This is a genomic window from Roseateles sp. GW823-FHT07B05 (genome assembly GCF_058794515.1).
Genome location: NZ_JBXAGX010000001.1, coordinates 436,282 through 454,779, shown reverse-complemented (window position 1 = coordinate 454,779; position 18,498 = coordinate 436,282). Strand labels below are relative to the sequence as shown.

The window sequence follows — 18,498 nt, the reverse complement described above, 5'->3', positions numbered from 1 at the left end:
GTTCCTTTTTGATGAGGCAGCCGCCCTCGTGACTCAGAGGGCCAGGCTTTCCTCCCAGACATCGAAGGCGGCGTCGGCGGCGGCGCGCAGGCCGCTGGCGGCCGGCTGCTCGGAGCCGCTGCCCAGCAGCCAGGCGCGCTCCAGGCTCTGCGCCAGGCCGAAGGCGGCGTCGGACAGCAGGTCCAGCGCGGCGCCGTGGCCGGCGGCGGCGGGCAGGCCGTCGGGCGCGGTCGTCAGCGTGGCCAGGTAGACGCTGGCGGCGCCGTCGGCCGGCAGATCGTCGCCCTCGGCGGCGGTCAGTGCCGACAGCGCATGGCGCGTCGGGCCGTCCAGCGCCGAGCTCTGGCGCAGTTCGGCCAGCGGGCGCAGCGCCTGCAGCCAGGCGGCCATGTGGGCCGTCGCGTCGGCGGCGCTGCCGCTGGCGCCCGGGGCGATGGGCGCGGTGGAACCGCGCAGCGGGCTGCCATCGGCGACGACTTGCTGGTACAGCACGCCGTTGTCCAGCAGGTTGAAGCGGGTGCGGCCGTCGGCGCCGGTGTCGCGCAGCATCAGGCCGCGCGTGTCGTCGGCGTCCAGGCGGTCCACGGCCACGTCGATGGCGGCGGCGGTGGTGGAGCTGCCGGGCGTCAGCGCCGGGCCATGGCCGCGCAGCGACAGCCAGGCGGCCTGCACATTGACGGCGTCGTCGTTGTCGGCGTCGACGATGGTGCCCGTCAGCGCCTGCAGCAGCACGCCGCCGCTGCCGGTCTCGACGCGGCCCAGCGTGATGCCGGCGTCGGCCACGGCCGTCACGTCGCCGCCGTTGGTGGTGACGCGCGAGCCGGCGGCCATGACCAGCGCGCCGCGGGCGTCGATGCGCAAGTCCGCGCCCGGCGCGGCGAAGGCGGTGCGGCCGCTCATCGTCACGTCGCCGCTGGCGTGCAGCGCGAGGTGGTCGCTGAACTGCAGGCTGGCACTGCCGCCGGCCAGGCTGATGGCGGCGCCGGTGATGTCCAGGCCGGTCGCGGCCAGCGCGCTGAGCGTGTCGGTGGCGACGACGACCTGGCCGGCCGTCTGCAGCTGCACGGCGCCGAAGCCGCGCAGGTTGGCCAGCGTCGCGGCGCTGAGCAGCAGGCCGTCCCCGCTCTCGGCCAGCGAGATGGCGCGGCCGGTGGCAGTGGGCTGGATGGTCAGCGCGCCGCCGGCCGAGGTCAGCGGGCCGGTCAGCGTCAGCGCGTCGATGCCCAGCACGACGTTGCCGTGGGCGACGCTGCTGGTGCCCAGCGTCAGGCTGGTGGCGCCGTCGATGACGAGGTCGCCCTGCGCGATGACGACGCCGTTCAGCACGACGCGCGTCGCGCCGACGATGTGCAGGCTGCCGCCGTCCAGCAGCAGGTCGCCGTGGAACTCGACGGTGCCGGTGGCATGCACGGTGAGGTCGCCGGTCAGGTGCACGCTGGACGCGAAGCTGACGTCGGTGGCGCCGTCGACGACCAGGCCGCCCAGCGCCGTCGTGCCGCCCACGGCACCCAGCACGGTGACAGCGCCGCCGTCGGCGTGCATGGTCAGCGTGTCGTTCGGGCCGCCCGGCTTGCCGTCGACGGCGCCGGTCAGCGTGATGCCGCCGGTGCCCGCGCCCTGGCCGGCGTTGATGACGAGGTCGCCCTGCAGCGCGAGGTTGCTGTCCAGCACGACGTCGCCGGCCTGGTCGATGGTCTGCGCCGGCACGTCCAGCACGGCGCCCGGGCCTTGCGCCTGCAGGCTGACCTGGCCGCTGCCGCCGGCCTGCACGGCCACGCCGTTGGCGGGCGCGCTGCCGTCGTTCAGCACGATGCCGCCGGCCAGCGCGCGCAGGCCGATGCTGCCGTTGGCCGTGGTGATGAGGTCGCTCTGCACGGCGTCGGCCACCGTGCTCAGCTGGCCGTTGGCGCCGACGCGGGTGACGCTGACGGCCACGTCGTCGATGGTGACGGCGTCGCGCTCCAGCAGCCAGATGCCGCCGCTGCCGGCGCGGGCGGACACGGTGCCCACCTGCGTCTGCAGGCGGTCGGCCGCGTTGGCGGTGTCCAGGCCGATGCCGTTGCCGGCCTGCAGGCGCAGTGCCGGCGCGGTGATGTCGATGCGATCGGCCGCGTTGCCGAGGATGCTGCCGCCGGCGATCAGCGACACGGCGGTGGCGCTGGTCAGCGTGCCCAGGCGGATGTCGCCGCCGGCCTGCAGGCGCAGTGCGGCGAGCGCGTCGGCGCTGGCGCTGCTGGCGAACACGATGTCGCGCTGGGCCTGGGCTTCCAGGCTGGACGCGCTGGACAGCTGGCCGTTGACGGTCAGGTCGCGGCCCGCCGACAGGCTGGCCGGGCCGGCGCTGGTGGTAACGGCACCGCCCAGCGTCAGGTCGGTGCCGGCGTTCAGGCTCAGGCCGCTGCCAGCGTTGACGCCGGCGCTGGTGGTCAGCGTGGTGCCAGCGCTGGCCAGCAGCAGGTTGCCGGCCTGCACGGTGGCCTGCACGGCGGTGGCGCCGGTGCTGGTCAGCGTGACGTTGGCGCCGTGCGCGGCGCCGCCCACGGTCAGGTCGCTGCCGCTGGCCAGCGTCAGGTCGCCGCCGGCCGTCAGTGCGGCGGTGCTCAGCGAGCCGCCGGCCGTGGCGGACAGCGAACCGGTGCTGGTGACGCTGGCCTGCAGGCTGGTCGCGCCGGTGCTGGCCAGCGTGACGCTGCCGCCCTGGGCCGCCGCGTTGATCGACAGGTTGGCGCCGGCGCTGATGTCCAGGCCTGCCTGCGCCGTCAGCGCGGCGTTGACCGTGGTGTTGCCGGTGCTGCCCAGGTCCAACGTCTGGCCCGCGACGGCGGCCGACACGGTCAGCGCACTGCCCGACTGCAGCGACACGGCACCGCTGGCGGTGACGGCCTGCTGCAGGGTCAGGTTGCCGCTGGCTTGCAGCGAGAAGTCGGTGACGGTCAGCGCCGCGCCGGCCAGCGTCAGATCGCCGCCGTTGGTGATGCCGACGGCGCCGGTGGCCGCCAGCTGCAGGCTGTCGACATCGGTGCTCAGGCCCGTGATGCTGCCGCCGGCCGCAATGCTGGCGGCGCCGCCGATCAGCTGCGTGGCCGGTGCACCGCTGGCCGCGGTGACGTTGCCGCCCGCCGTGACGGCGACCGCGCCGCTGCCCGCATCGGCCTGGCCCAGCACGACATCGCCGGAGGCCGACAACGTCAGCGTGCCGCCGTGGCTGGCCGCGGCGCTGCCGCCGGCCATGACCAGGCTGCCGCCGTTGACGGTCAGGCCCAGCGTGCCGCCCTGCGTGGTGGCGCTGGCGGCCAGCTGCAGGTCGCCGCCTGTGACCTGCAGCTGCAGGTTCTGGCCGCTGGCGATGCCGTTGCCCTGCACGGCCTGCGCAGCGGCGCCGTCGACGGACAGGTTGGCCGTCAGCGAGCCGACGATCAGCGCGCCGGTCTGCGCCAGCGACACGCCCGCGCCGCCGGCGGCGAGCTGGCCCACGGCGATCTCGATGGGGGCTGCGCCGGTGCCGACCGTGCCACCGGCCTGCAGCAGCAGCGAGGCGGCGGTGACGTCGATGGCGGCGTCGCCGTCCGTGATGTTGCCGCCGGCGACGACGGTGGCCGCGCCCGGCGTGCGCACGTCGCCCAGCGCGATGTTGCCGCCGGCCACCAGGGCCAGCGAACCGCCGGCCGTGATGCGCTCGGCATCGGCCATGACGAGGTTCTGCGCGGCGCGCAGCTGCAGGTCGCCCGCGGCGGTGGCGCCCGCCAGCGTCGCGTCGGACTGGGCGCCGGCCGCGACGCTGCCGTCGGCCTGCACGGTGCCGACGCTGACGGCGCCGCTGGCGGCGACGGTGAGGCTGCCGCTGCTGGCCAGGTTGAGGCTGGCGCCGGCCTGTGCGGCGAGGCCGCCGGCCAACACGTCCAGCGCGTTGGTGGCGCTGCCGATGGCGTCGCCGGCCTGCAGGCGCACCGTGCCGGCGACGACGTCGCTGCCGCCATTCGTGTCGGCGTCGAGGATCTTGCCGCCGCTGACCAGGCTGACGGCGCCGCTGCCGGCGTCGACCAGGCCCACGGTCATGTCGGTGCCGGACTGCACGCGCACGTTGCCGCCGCCGCTGCTGATCTGGGCACCGTCAGCCTGCGTGAAGCTGCCGCCCACGGCGCGCACGTCCACCGTGCCACCGCGCGTGACCAGCAGGCCGCCGGCCGCCTGGGCGATGTTGCCCTGGGCGACGACGGTCAGCGCGCCGGTGCCGGCGTCGACGGTGGCGTTGAGCTGCAGCGTCGGCGGGTTCAGCGCGGCCGTGTTGACGGCGATGAGCACGTTGCCGCTGCCGGTGCTGACGACGTCCTGGTTGACGGTCAGGCGGCCTTCGTGCGTGTTGCCGCTGGTGATGACGATGTTGCCGCCGCCCTGCGCACCGGCCATCGCGCCGCTGGCGCCGACGGCGGCGACGCTGCCGACTTCCAGGCCGTTGCCTTCGGCGACGAACACGCCGCCGGCCACCGCGCGGACGGCCAGCGTGTTGATGGAGGTCTCGATGGCGTTGCCGACGCTGCCGATGCCGCCCGCTGCGCTGAGCTGCAGGCCGGCGGCGGCGATGTTGACGGTCTGCGCGCCGCCGGAGGCGTCGGCATCGGTGATGCTGCCCGACGTCGTGATGGCCACGACGCCGTTGCCGGCCGCCACCTGGCCCAGCACGACGCCGGCCACGGCCGCCAGGCGCTGCGTGCCGCCGGCCGTGACGAAGCGGGCGTCGGCGGCCATCAGCAGGCTGCCGCCGGCCGCGACGTCCAGCGCCGCGGACGTGGACTTGCTCTGCACGCGGCCGGACGCGGTCAGCACGACGTTGGCCGCGGCCTGCAGCTGCACGGCGCCGGTGTCGGTGGAGACGATGGCCGAGACGGTCAGGTTGGCGCCGCCGGCCAGGGCGGACAGGCGGATGTCGCCGCCGGCCGCGACGGTGTGGTTGATGGACTGGTCGATCAGCAGGTCGCCGCTGGCCGTGGCCAGCTGCAGCACGCCGCTGGCGCCGGCCAGGCTCAGGCCGCCGCTGCCCAGGCGCAGGCCGTTGGCCTCGATGACGTACAGGCCGTCGGTGCTGGCGGTGACGCTGGCGGCCAGCGTCGTCACGTCGGTGCGCAGCGGCAGCGCGGCCGAGCCGATGGCCGTGCCGGCGGTCAGGCGCAGCGCGTCGGTGCGCAGGTTGGCGGCGTCGCCGGTCAGGCCGTCGATGAGGGCGCCGCCGCTGCTGGCCAGCGCGATGGACGAGCCGGCCGAGATGATGGAGACACGCGCATCGCCGGCCACATCGACGGCGACACGGCGGGCGTCGTTGGCGCTGCCGCCCAGCGAGCTGAGGACGACGCCGTCGCCCATGCGCAGGCCGGCCGCGCCGGTCAGCGTGACCAGGCCGCCCAGCGCCGTCACGTCGGTGTCGAGTTGCAGGTCGCCGCCGGCCGTCAGGTTGATGGCGGCGCCGCCGCTGGGCGCGATGCGGCCGGCGCCGCTGGTGGCCAACAGGCCCGCGGCTTCCAGCGCGAGGGTGCCGCCGATGGTCGTGACCAGCTGCTGCACGCGCAGCGCGGCGCCGCTGCCTGCGGCCTTCAGGCTGATGCCGCCGGCACCCAGCGTGTACGCGCCGGCGCCGCTGGACAGCAGCGTCACGTCGCCGCCCTGGCTGGTGAAGTCGATGGCGCCGGATTCGGTCGTGGCCAGCTGCGCCAGGCGCTGGATGTTGACGCGGCCGTCCACCAGCGTCTGGCCGATGTTGAAGCTGTCGCGGGCGGCGTTGGTCGTCACGCTGATGGCGCCCGAGCCGTTGTTGACGATGTCGAGCGTGCTGACTTCCAGCGAGCCCAGCGACACGCCGCCGGTGGCGGTGACGCTCAGGTTGACGGCGCGCAGCGCCTCGTTCAGCAGGCCGTCCGCGCCGGCGTCCACCTGGCGCACGCCGGACGAGCCGGACACCAGCGCGATGCTGTGCGCCTCGACCTCGTTGGAGATCGTGATGAGGCTGCTGGCGTCCAGCGTCAGCTGGCTGTTGCCGCCCAGGCGCAGCACGGTGCCGGCCTCGGTGAAGTCCGTCACGGAGATCGTGGAGCCGTAGACGGTGAGGCTGTCGTTGAAGGTCAGGCTGTTCAGGTCGGCACGCGCGCCGATGGTGACGGCGCCGGCGCTGGCCAGCGCGTGGCCGCCGGACTGGTGGCCGATGACGATGCCGGCGAAGCCGTCGGCCAGCGTGCGCAGCTCGGCGACGTCGAGGTTCAGCACGTTGGCGCTGCCCACGCCGGCCGGCGACGCGATGGCGATGGCCTGCGACACGGTGGTGGTGCGCAGCGTCAGCACGCCGCTGCCGACGAACTGGGCCTCGCTCATGCGCAGGTCGATCTCGTCGCCTTCCAGCACGACGTCGCCCGAATGGCCGGCGTTGACGCCGGACAGCACGACGCTGCCCTTCAGCACGATCTGGCTGGTGCCGAGGATCTTCAGGCTGCCGCCGTTCAGCAACGTGATGGAGCCCGAGAACGTGACGACACCGGTGGCGCGGATGACGAGGTCGCCGTCGATGGTGACGTCCTGGTCGAACACGACGTCCTGCGCGTTCAGCACTTCCAGCTTGTTCAGCAGGTCGCTGTTCTCCTCGCCGCCGCCGATGCGGCCGCTGACGTGCACGTTGCCGTTGCGGGCATCGAGCGTCAGCGTGTCGGTGGTGGAGGCGCTGTCGCCGCCGAGGTAGTGCAGGTTGGTGCCGCCCAGCGAAATGCCGCCAGCCAGCGCCGTCAGCACGCGGTTGCCGGAGATGCGCACCGAGTCGTTGATGAAGATCTCGCCGGTCGTCGCGGTGGCGTCGCCGGACACCAGCGTCGTGTCGCCCGAGCCGAAGATCGTCAGCGACGGCGCCTGCAGGTTGCTGCCGATGGTGACGTGGCCGCCGACGCCGTTGGTGTAGAGCACCAGGTCGTCCTTGAGCTGCACGCCGCCCGCGCCGCCGTTGATCTGGATGCTGTTGGAGCCGCCGTCGGAGCCCAGCACGATCTGGCGGAAGCCGTCCTTGAAGTTGCTCAGGTCGGTGTTGTCCAGCGACAGCGCGCCGTTGACGATGGAGCCGAGCGAGATCGTGCGCGTCGGGTCGATGGTGCGGAAGCTCAGGTTGCCGCCGGCGCTGCGCACGGCGGCGCTGATGTCGACGTCGTTGGCGGCGATGTCGACGTTGTCGCCGTTGGCGTCCAGCGTGGACGACAGGTTGAGCTTGCTGTTCTTGTCGAGGCTGACGACGCCGGTGCTGCCGGCGCGCGAGCCGCTGCCGCTGCCCGTGCCCAGCGTGACGCCGCTGGCCGCGACGACGGCCACCGTCTCGCGGTTGCTGCTGGTGGCCACGACGTTGTCGGCGCTGATGTAGATGGCCAGCGGGCTGACGTCGAAGCCGTCAACCTTCTCGCCGACCTGGTGCAGCGCGTTCAGCGTGACGAGGCCGTGGTTGGTCTTCAGGAAGGCGCCGCCGGCGCTGCGCAGCACCTCGTTGGCGGTGATGCCGCGCGTGGCCAGCTCGACCGGCGTGAGGCCCGAGGCCACCACTTCGCCGGTGGCCGCGTTGGCCGTGAAGCGGCCGTTGGACAGCGCCCAGGCCAGCTCGGACTTGAACGCGCCGCCCGTGCGCTCCCAGCCGGAGGCGACGGCGTCGGTCAGCACGGAGCCCTGCACGGCGCGCAGCGTGATGTCGCCACCGCGCGGGCCGCTGCCGCTGGCGTCGATGCCGGCGCCCAGCACGAGGTTCTGCGCCTCGGCGATCAGCGTGACGGCGCCACCGTTGGAGACGATGTTGGCGTTCAGCGCCAGGAAGCGGCCGTCCGGCGCGGCGACGGTGCCGGCCGCGGCGCCGGCGTACAGCACGACGCGGCCGCCGGCCGTCGTGATGCCCTGGCCCGTGACGGTGATGCTGCCGTGCAGCGTGGTGAGCTGCACTTCGTTGAGGATGGCGGTGGCATCGCTGGCGACCTGCTGGATGCGCTCGATGACGATGTCGTCGACTTCCTCGATGTTGATGGCGCCGCCCGTGCCGACGCCGCCGCCGTTGTTGACGGCGTCGAGTGCGCGCACCTGGATCTCGATCGCGTCGGCGGCCGAGCCGATGCCGCCGCTGGACGTGATGACCAGGCGGCCGTTGGCGGCCACGATGTCGGTGTCGCCCTCACCGCCGTCCTGCACGGCCGCCTTGACGAGGCCGCCGGCGTGCACGACGAGGTCGCCGCTGGAGCCGCTGAACAACTTGCCAAGCTGGATTTGGCCGCCGGCCGTCAGGCTGAGCGTGCCTTGGTCCGCGTGGAGATAGGTCTCGGCCGTCAGGTCGATGGAGCCGCTGCCGCTGTTCAGCGTGATGTTGCCGCTGGTGCTGGTGAGGTCGGCCTGGGCGCCCAGCGTGATGGCGAAGTTGATGAGCGGCGCGCTGCCGGTGTCGTGGTGCGCGCTCAGCGTGATGGCGCCGGACGCGGTCGTGATGCCCTGCGTCAGCGTCAGCGTGCCGCCGGCGCCGGCCAGCGTGACGGCGTTGCTGCCGGTGGCCGTGATGGCCGCGTCGACCGCCAGCGAGCCGCTGGACTGGATGTCCACGGCGTCGCGGGCGATGCCGCCGACGACGCGGTGGCCGCTGCTGAGGCCGGAGATCGTCAGGTCGCCGCGGTCGCGGATCTTGATGTTGCCGGCCGACTGCACGTCCATCGTGCTGGCATCCAGCACGACGTCGATGTCGCCGCCCTGCGAGATCAGCGTCACGTGGCCGGCCTTCATGGCCGTGGCCAGGTCGCCGCCGATGGTGATGCTGCCGCCGGCCGTGATGCTGATGTTGCCGTTGCCGCTCAGCGTGCCGACCAGCTGCGTGATGGTGACGTTGCCGCTGGCGACGATGGTGATGTCGCCGCCCTGCAGCGACAGGTTGTCGATGATGAGGTCGCCGGTCTGCTTGAGCGCGAAGTCGCTGCCGGCGCCGCTCAGCGTCACGTTCAGGTGGCCCACGCGCGTGACCAGCGTCAGGTCGTCGCCGGCCGTGGCGGTGAGCTTGGACGCGACGATGCCGCCGCCGGTCTCGCTGCCCACCGTCAGCGACTTGCCGGCGCTGAGCGTCAGCTCGCCCGTGGCGCCGACGTCCAGCGCGGACACCACCACCAGCGAGCTGTTGCTGCCCGCGGCCAGCGTGATGCGCTCGCCGGAGAACACCGGCAGGTCGACGACGCTGAGGTTGCCGGTGGCGGTGTAGCTGGCCGTGCCGGTGGCGACACGGTCGGGCACGATGAGCACCCAGCCGTTGGGGTCGGTGTTGACCTGGCTAGAACCGCCGCTGGTCGACTTCGTGGCCACGAGGCCGGTCTCGAAGGCGTCGTTGGCCTGCCGCGCCGTCAGGCGCAGGCCGTCGCTGCCGGCCAGCGCGACGTCGGCCTCGCGGGCGTTGTCGGCCATGACCGCGTCGCGCAGCGCCGTCAGCACCGACGGCAGCGAGGCCGTGACGCCGTTGCTGCCCACGGTGACGACGTAATCCTTGGTGCCCACGCGCAGCTTGAACTGCTGCTGGGCCTCGGGCGTGATGGTGGTGTGCAGCTCGCTGATCTGCGCGCGCGACACGCCGGCGGCGGCGGTCTGGGCGGCGGCGCCGGTGGCGTTGCCGTCGACGATCTCGCTGGCGTGCTCCAGCTGCGCGCCGGTGACGTCGAACGCGGTGTTGACCGTGCGCGCCGTCAGCTGCAGCGTGAAGGCCGTCGTGTCTGCCACCGCGTTGACGACACGGCTGTTGTCGTTGTTGATCGCGTCGGCCAGTTTGGACAGCGCGGAGGCCAGCGAGGCGGTCACCGTCGTGCCGTCGACGCTGACGCTGTAGGTCTTGCCGTCGACGACCACCGACAGGCGGTCGTGCAGGCCCAGCGTGGTGGCGTTCAGGTCCAGCAGCGACACCTGCGTGGCATCGGCACCGGCGCCCTGCACCAGCACCGGCGCGGCGGCGCCGCCGGACACGGTGCCCTGGCTGACGGTGAAGACCACGCCGACGTCGTCGCCGTTCAGCATCAGCGTGCGGGTGCCGGTGTCGATGTCGGCGGTGACGGGCTGCTGCACGTCGTTGTTGATGGCCGTCTTCAGCTGGCCCAGCACGGCCGTCCACGTCGTCTGGCCGGCCTGCACGGTGACGGTGTAGCCCTTGCCGTTGATGCCGACCGACACCAGGTCGCCGGCGAACAGCGCGGTGTTGCCGAACACGACGTGCGAGACCTGGGCGTGGGTGGCGTCGGCGGCCGTCTGCAGGCTGGCGCTGTAGGCCAGGCTGCTGACGGTGGCGTCGCCGAAGCTGGCCGTGATGTGCGTGTTGGCCAGCTTGGCCGTCAGCACCAGCTGATTGCTGCTGATGGTGGCGTCGACGTTGGTGTCGGCGGCCAACGCGCTCTGCATCGCCGCCAGCAGCTCGGCGCGGGTCGCGTCGGCATCGGTCGTGACGCTGTAGTTGTGGCCGACCACCGTGAAGGCGTAGGTAGCGCCGGACAGCGGGTCGGCCGACGGCGTGATGCGGATGACTTCCTTCTGGTCGGCCACCGCGGTCTGCGTGTTGGACGCCGAGAACGTCGTCACGCTGAAGGTGTCGCCGTTGACCTTGCCGGTCAGCCGCACGTTGTTGCCGTTGGCCTGCGCCGTGGCCTCGGAAGCGCCGAGGTTGTTGACGGCATCGATGATGAGGTCGCGCAGTTCGGCCTGGGTGGCCGAGCCGTCGGTGGTGACGGAGTAGGACTGGCCGCCCACCGAGAAGTTGTAGGTCTGGCTGTTGCCCGGCGAGCCCGGCACGGTCAGCGTCGTGATCTGCGCCTGGCCGGTGACGTAGGCCGTCGTGGCGGAGCCCAGGCTGTCGCTGACGCTGGTGACGCCGACGTTGAACGGCGTGTTGCTGGCCTCGGCCATCAGGCGCAGCACGTTGGGCGTGTCGTCCACGGCCACGCCGGCCGCGGCGGTCACGGCCGTGGCGGCGACGCCGGCCGTGCCCGCGGTCAGCGTGGTGGCGCCGCTGACGCCGCCGGAGATGGCGATGACGGTGCCTTCGGCATGGGCCACGTAGGTGGCGTCGGCGTTGATCAGCGCGGCCAGCGCGCGGGCCACGGAGATGCCGTCGTCACCCGCCACGGCCTCGTAGTCGAACGCCGTGGTGCCGACGACGACGCGGTAGCTGGTGGTGGCCGACAGGCTGCCGATGCCGGCGAAGTTGACCGTGCGCTCGGCGATGTCGATGGCGAGATCGGCCTCGACGTGGGCGCCCAGCACCTGCATCAGCGAGGCGACGCTGGACCCCACCGTCAGCCCGCCGAAGCTGTCGTTCAGCTTCAGCGTGTAGGTCTGGCCGCCGACGTGGAAGGTGAAGGTCTTGTTGGCGTCGACGGTGGTGATGGACGCGTCCAGCGTCAGCGTGCTGAGCTGCGGCAGGTTCTGGCCCGGCGCCGTGCTGGGCGTGCTGCCATCATTGGCGATGGCGCCGGCATCGACGGCGTACTGCAGCTCGTGCACGGCGGCGACGGCCGTGAACGCGCGGTTGTCCTGGATGGCCTCGACGGTCAGGCGGTCGTCGGCACCGACGCTGACGTTGTACTGCGCCACGCCGCCGACCTGGTAGGCGCTGATGGCCGTGTCCAGCTGGTTGAGCATGGCGTTGAAGTCGGCATCGGTCAGCCCGGCCAGCGTGGCCTTGAAGTCCACGCCATCCAGCGTGACGACGTAGATCTGGCCGGCGGCGCGCATGCCGTCGAAGCCGACGAGGCTGCTCTGCTTGGCATCGGTGCCGGCGCCCTGCACGGCCGTGGGGTCGACGGCGACGATGGCGCCGCCCTGGATCTGCGAGTTCTCCAGCGACACGCTGGTGCCGGCGAAGGTCTGCAGGCCGCCGGCGCCCACGCGCACCTCGACGGTGTCGTTGCCGCCCTGGTCGCTGGGCGAGTTGAGGCGCAGCACGTCCGTGGAGCCGCGCACGACCACCTTCCACGCGTAGAGGTCGGCGGCGGTGTTGTCGAAGGCCGTGCCGGTGACGTTGCCGTTGGCGTCGCGCACCTGCGCCGCCCATTCGGCGATGCCGCTGGCAGCGTCCACGGTGATAGTGCCGCCGGTCTTCTGCGCGCCGACGCTGGAGCCGGCCTCGATGCTGTCGATGAGCAGGCGGCCGCCGGACTTGACGGTGATGTCATCGCCGTCGGCGAAGTTGACGATCTTGCGCACCGACACGTTGCCGCCGGCCTCGACGTTGATGGCGCCGTCCTGCGCGCTGATGAGCTCGACGACGAGGGCGTTGGATTCCTTGATGTCGATGGCGCCCGCGCCGGTGCTGACGGCGCGCAGCGTGCCGATCAGCGTGTTGGCCTGGATCTGGCCGGCCACCTCGACGTCCAGCCGCTTGGCGATGAAGACGGAGGCCTTGTCGGTGATGAGGTTGCTGGCGCGCACGGTCAGCGTGCCGGTGAGGTCGTCGGCGCGCACCAGGCCGCCCTTGAGCGTCAGGTCGCCGGAGACGTCGAAGCGCACGTTCTTGGCCGGGTCGAAGCCCGAGATGCCGCCGACGAAGCCGGACAGCGTCAGCGACGACGCGCTCAGCGCGACGTGGATGTCGCGGGCCGCGCGCAGTTCGTATTCAGCGGCCGGCAGCGCGGCCAGGCGCACGACGATGTCGCCGGTCTGCTGCGTGGTGTTGCGCTCGTTGACGGTGTCGTTCAGGTCGCCGTCGCCGTTCCAGTCCACCTGCAGGTCGGACTCGTTGAGCACCGTGTAGAGCCCGTCACCGTTGATGTCCAGCACCTGGTTGACGGTGGTGGCGCCCTTGGCGGTGATGACCAGCTTGTCGATGAGCTGGTCGGCGTCGCTGCCGCCGCCGAAGTAGTTGCTCTTGATCGTGACGGTGCCGGTCAGGCGCACGTCCTGGCCGGAGACCAGCTCCAGGCGCTTGTTGGCGCTCAGGTTGCCGGTCAGGCTCAGCGTGCCGCCGCTCTCCAGGATCAGCGTGTCGGCCGACAGGTTGGACGGCAGCAGGCGCGTGACGCCGTCGGGGTTGTCGGCGGTGACGGGCTGGCGGCCGAACAGGAAGTAGTCGCCGGCGCGGTACTCCATCAGCTCCTGCGCCTGGAAGAACTTGTAGAGCTGCAGCGTCTTGGCGGCCACGAAGGACACGCCGCGGCTGTAGAGCAGCGAGTCGGGGTTGCTGCTGCCCGGGTCGTCCACGACGATGCTGTCGGCCCGGCTGGTCAGGCGCAGCGTGGCCGCCTGCACCTTGCCGCCGGCGCCCACCTGCAGGCGGTTCTGCGCGGTGATGGTGACCTGGCTGGTGCCGCTGGTGGTCGTCACGGCCTGCACGATCTGCAGGCCCTGGAACTGCTCCAGCGCGCCGTCCATGTCGGTCAGCACGATGTCGCCGGTGGTCGTCACGGCGTCGAGCTTGTTGGCGGCGATCTGGAAGCTGCCGATGCCGGTGGCGGCGCGCAGCGTCAGCACGTTGGCCACCACGTCCACGGCGGCGTCGACGGCGTTCTGCGTGATGGCGCCGGTGGTGGACGTCAGCAGCACGTTGCCGGCCGAGGTGACGGCGTTGGTGCGCGTGCCCTGGCCGTCGAACTGCATGTCCGCCGGCAGGTCCTCGGGGCGCTGCAGGAAGATGCCGGCCGACACGTCGCGCACGCGCAGGTGGCTGGCGGCCGTCACGTCGATGCGGCGGGCGTTGGCGGCGTTGGCGCCCACGTCGCCGCTGCTTTCCAGGTGCACCTGGGCCAGGTCCACCTCGCCGGCGCCGGTCAGCACGAAGTCGCCGTTGGAGACCAGCGTGTCCTGCACGACGAGGTTGCGCGTGCCCTGCACGATGCGCACGTTGCCGGCCGACGTGTTGCGCACGCTCAGCGAGTTGACCTGCGTGCTGACGTCGACGGTCGTGGACAGCTGCGTGCCGGAGGCGTCGACGGCCTTGCCGGTCAGGATGGTGAGGTTGTCGGCCGTCAGCATGCCGCCGCCGGCGATGTGGCCGACGCTGCCCTGGGCGCGCAGCAGGATGTCGCCGCGGAACAGGTTGGTCAGGGTGCCCACCAGCAGGTCGGCCGGCGCGCGCAGCGCCAGCGTGCCCTGGCCGCCGCTGGTCTCCAGCTGGTAGGTGGTCAGCGTGATGTCGTTGCGGTCGGTGGCGCCCAGCGTGGCGACGCTGTCGGCGCGCAGGCTGCCGAACACGCGCGCGGTGATGAAGCCGTCGGCCGCCTGCGCGGAACGGATGATGAGGTTGCCGGTGTTGACGAGCTCGATGTTGCCCGCGCCGGTCAGCTGCAGGTTGTCGATCTCGGCGACCTTGGTGGCCAGCACGATGCCGGCCTCGGCCACCGCGTTGAGCTTGTTGCCGATGACCTGGCCGTAGATCACGACGTTGTCGCCGCTGCCGGTGACGGTCATCTTGATCTGGCCGGCCGGCGCGGCGAAGTCCAGCGTGCCGGCGGCGGTGATGGACGCCGCATCGGCCCCGCCGCCGCTGGCGTGCGGCGTGGTGTCGAAGGTGATGCTGCCGGCGAACTCGCCGGCGCGCAGCACCAGGTCACCCGTGGTGGCGGTCAGGCGGGTGTCGGCGTCGGCGCTGACGCTGCCGGCACCGGTGCTGGTGCCGGGGATGGACTGGTGGCCGGCCGCGATGTCGATGGCGCCGGCGGTGATGGTGCCGCTGAGGAAGACGTCGCCGTCCGAGCGCAGCGTGACCTGGCTCAGCGTGCTGCCGGTGGCGGCCTGGATGGCGCCGCCGACGAACATCGTGCCCTCGGTGCCCAGCGCGATGGTGGCGCCCGCGCCGCCGGTGCCGCTGAGCAGCGCGGAGTCGTCCAGGCGCAGCGTGACGCCGGCGTTCAGCGTCAGCGTGTGGCCGGTCAGTTCGGTGGACAGCTGCAGCGCCTGGCTGCCGTGCACATTGCCGCGCAGCGCGAGCTCGTTGCCGGCCGTGATGTCCAGTGCGCCGGTGGCGGCGACCTTGCCGCTCAGGCGCACGCTGGCGCCGGCGTCGATGTCGACGGACGCGCCGGTCAGCGACGCGTCGGCCGCGCCGTACTGGCGCGCGCCCACGGTCTGCAGCTCGGTGATCGTGTGCAGCTGCGTCTGCGTCGTGTAGACCGGCACGTCCTTCCAGACCGTGATGGTCTTGGGCGTGACGATCTGGATCTGCGAGGTGGTGGTCTCGTAGACGGCGCGGTACTCGTTGATGTCGGTGCTCAGCGTCGTCAGCGCGTAGCTGAGCTTGACGCGCTGGTCGTAGACCTTGTGGTCCAGGCTGGTCCAGCTGACCGTGTAGTTGCGGAAGGTCTCGTTGACGTTGCCCCAGGCCTTGTAGGACGACACGGTGTCGTTGCCGACCGTCTCATTGCCCAGCCAGGGCTGGTTGTAGTTCAGGATGGAGCTGCGGCCACCGAAGTTGGTGTGCTCGAACAGCTGGACCTGGTAGGTCGGGTAGAAGATCTTGAACCCGCTGGCGACGTCATGCGGCGCCGTGAACGGCTCGCCGATGCGATTGCCGTTGTAGAGCGTGACGCGGATGTCCCCCAGCTGGTTGGGCAGCGGGACGCCGGTCGGCGGGTTGGCCGTGGAGTAGGCCGAGCCGCCCGACGGGCTGGTGCCGTAGTTGATGTCGCCGTACAGGTAGAACGAGTACGGGTTGCTCAGCGAGCCGCCCACCACCTGGCTGTAAGAACCGCTCAGGCTGCGGGTCAGCGAGGCGGTGTCGCCCAGCGGGTCGCCGTTGCCGTTGACACCGGTGCGCAGCGCGTCGATGTAGTCCTGGCGCGCGGTGATGGCGGTGACGCCGGAGCGGTTGTAGTCGGCCTGGTTCTGGATGTCGCTGCGCGTCTCGGTGCCGTTGCTGACGGCCGAGCCCTGCGTGGCCCAGTCCGGCGCGCGCGATAGCGGATCGTAGGTGCGCGTGGCGGCCCCGGCCACCGTGCCGGCGGTCGCGATGCTGTAGGTGCGCGTGCCGGAGTTGACCGAGTAGTCGGCCGTCCAGGAGGACGGCAGGCCGTCGCCGATGTAGAAGTCGGTGTTGCCGGTGGAACCAATCCACGACGAACCGGCCTGGCGGTAGGCCACTCGAGCGAAGTCGGTGTAGTGGCCCACCAGCTCGCCGCTGGCGCCGTTCGGGTTGGCAACCCAGCTGCCGTCGTTGAGCCCGTTCTCGGTGTTGTCCCCGGTCAGGTACAGCGTCGGATTGTTCGTGACGACGGACAGGATGTCCTTCTGCGCGCCGTCGGGCATCAGCACGTACTTGTCGCGCCAGTTGGCCACGTCGATGGCGTAGATGTGCGACGTGTTGCTCGGCGTGTCCCAGTCGGGCTTGGTCTTCGTCGCGTCGATGGACGTCAGGCCGTTCTTCGTGACGTGGCGCTGGAAGTCCTTGTAGACCAGTTGGTAAACCGGCTTGTACTGCGTGCTGTTGAGCACCGCCCAGCGCTGGCCGTCGTTGAGCGCCGTGAACGGCACGAAGCCGGCCTGGCCGTCAGAGACCGTGATCGCCGCGACCGTGCGGTGCTGGCCGGTGATCTTGGCCTGCTCGTCGTCGGTGTTGGTCCAGTCGATCTGGCTGTTGACGTAGTCGCGGCCCTCGATCAGCACCTCGCGGAACGAGTTGGTCTGGGCGTTGTAGTAGCCGACCTGCACCAGCTCCACCGACATGGTGTCGTAGTAGCGGCCGACCGTGACCAGCTCGGTACCCACCTGCTCGGTGATGGTGGTGGTGTCGTAGCTGATCTCGTTGACGGTGATGGTGCCGGCGTCGACCTTGGTGTAGCCGGTCAGCACCTGCACGCTCTCTTCGACGGTGCGGGTGGTCTGCACCTGCAGCGTGCGCGTGCCGCCCACCGCGGGGTCGGCATCCAGCGTGACGTCGCCGCCCACCAGCAGCGCCAGGCGGCCGGCGGCGTCCAGCTTGCCCTGGCCGGTGATGGAGACCTGGCCGCCCAGCACGTCGGCGGCGGTGAGGGTGGTGGCTTCGAGCTGGCTGCGCGTCAGCGCTAGGTCCACACCGGCGTGCAGGTCGATGTTGCCGCTGGACGTGATGGCGCCGCCGGCGATGTCGATGAGGCGCGCGGCCGACAGCAGCACGCGGCCGCCCGGGCCCTGCGCCTCGACGAGGCCGTTGATCGTGATGTTGGGCGCCGCCAGGTGCACCAGCGCGCCGGCCTTGACGTAGCCCTGGTGGGCCGCGCCGGACTGGCCGTTGTCGGCCGACACGCGCAGGTTGTTGCGCGCCTGCATGAAGACCGTGGAGTTGGACGCCAGCGCGAACACATGGCTGTCGGCCAGCACGGCCAGGTCGCCGCCGGTGATGACGACGGCGTTGCCCGCGTTGATCTCGCGCATCACCGTCACGTTGCCGGCGACGGACTGGATGTCTACCAGGCTCACCTTGCCATGGCCGCCCAGGTCGCCGGCCTGCGCAGCCGTCTGCTCGCCCACGGTGCCTTCGATGACGACGCTGCCGATGGCGGCGATGACGACGCTGCCGGCCTCGTCGGTGTCCAGCGCGCCGCCGGACAGGTAGTTGCCGCTGCCGTCGGTGACCTGCCGGTCGACGTAGACGGCCACGCCGCTCTCGTCGGTGCCGGCCACCAGCTCCAGCCGGTCGTTGGCGCGCACCAGGCCGCCGGCGAACACCTGCGAGCGCGACACCACGGCGACGTCGGCGCCGGTGCCGCGCGCCAGCACGGCGCCGCGCAGGCGGATGTCGCCGTCGGACTGCAGGCGCACCAGCGCCTGGCCGGTCGCGGCGGCGCCGCTCCAGGTGACGACGCCGGAGACGTCGGACTTGCCGGTGATGTCCGCCACGATGCGGCTGGCGGCCGTCATCTCGAAGCCCACGCCGCTGCTGGCCACGCCGGACTGCAGCAGCACGCGGCCGGTGGCCGTCAGCTCGCCGCCGGCGCCGGTGCCAAGGTCGCCCAGCACGATGTCGCGGCGGGCCTGCAGGTCGATGTTGGCGGCGTGGCCGACGAACGGCGCGGTGGCGCTGGTGATGGACACGCGGTCGGTGCCGGCGCGCAGCGCGCCGGCCAGGCGCAGCGTGTCGGCCTGCAGCACGATGTTGCTGTTGTCGGCGCGGCTGTAGAGCTGAGCGTCGGCGCCCAGCGCGATGCGGCCCTGCGCCGAGATCTGCAGCAGCGCGTCGGCTTCGAGGATGGCCGCGCGCGTCTGGCCGCCCACGCTGCCGATGTTGACGCCGCCGCTGGCGGCCAGCACCAGGCGCTGCCCGTTGCCCAGCGCCGACAGCACCGTGTCGTAGATGTTCAGGTTGGCGCCGGCCGTGGCGCGCAGGGAGCCCGCCAGCGTGACCGTGCCGTGCAGGTTGATGCTGCGCGCGGCGGTGATGGTCAACTCGTCGTCGTAGCTGGCCGGCGTGGCGACACGGTTGTTGATGGCGCCGGCGATGTCGACGTCGCCGCCGCTCAGCGTGATGAGGCCGCCGCTGTCGATGCGGCCCGACGTGGCGCCCAGCGTCAGCGTGCCCTGCGTGGC

Annotated in this window: 1 protein-coding gene (only partly in view); it reads right to left on the bottom strand. The window is 72.0% G+C overall.

Going from position 1 to position 18,498, the window contains the following annotated elements:
- Positions 1–33: 33 nt before the first annotated feature.
- On the bottom strand, positions 34–18,498 hold the 3' portion of the coding sequence (locus AC1Q7O_RS01775) for an LEPR-XLL domain-containing protein (RefSeq protein ID WP_492661837.1). 21,519 nt of this gene lie beyond the right edge of the window; 18,465 of the gene's 39,984 nt are visible here — the last part of the coding sequence; its start codon lies off the right edge, out of view; its stop codon occupies positions 34–36.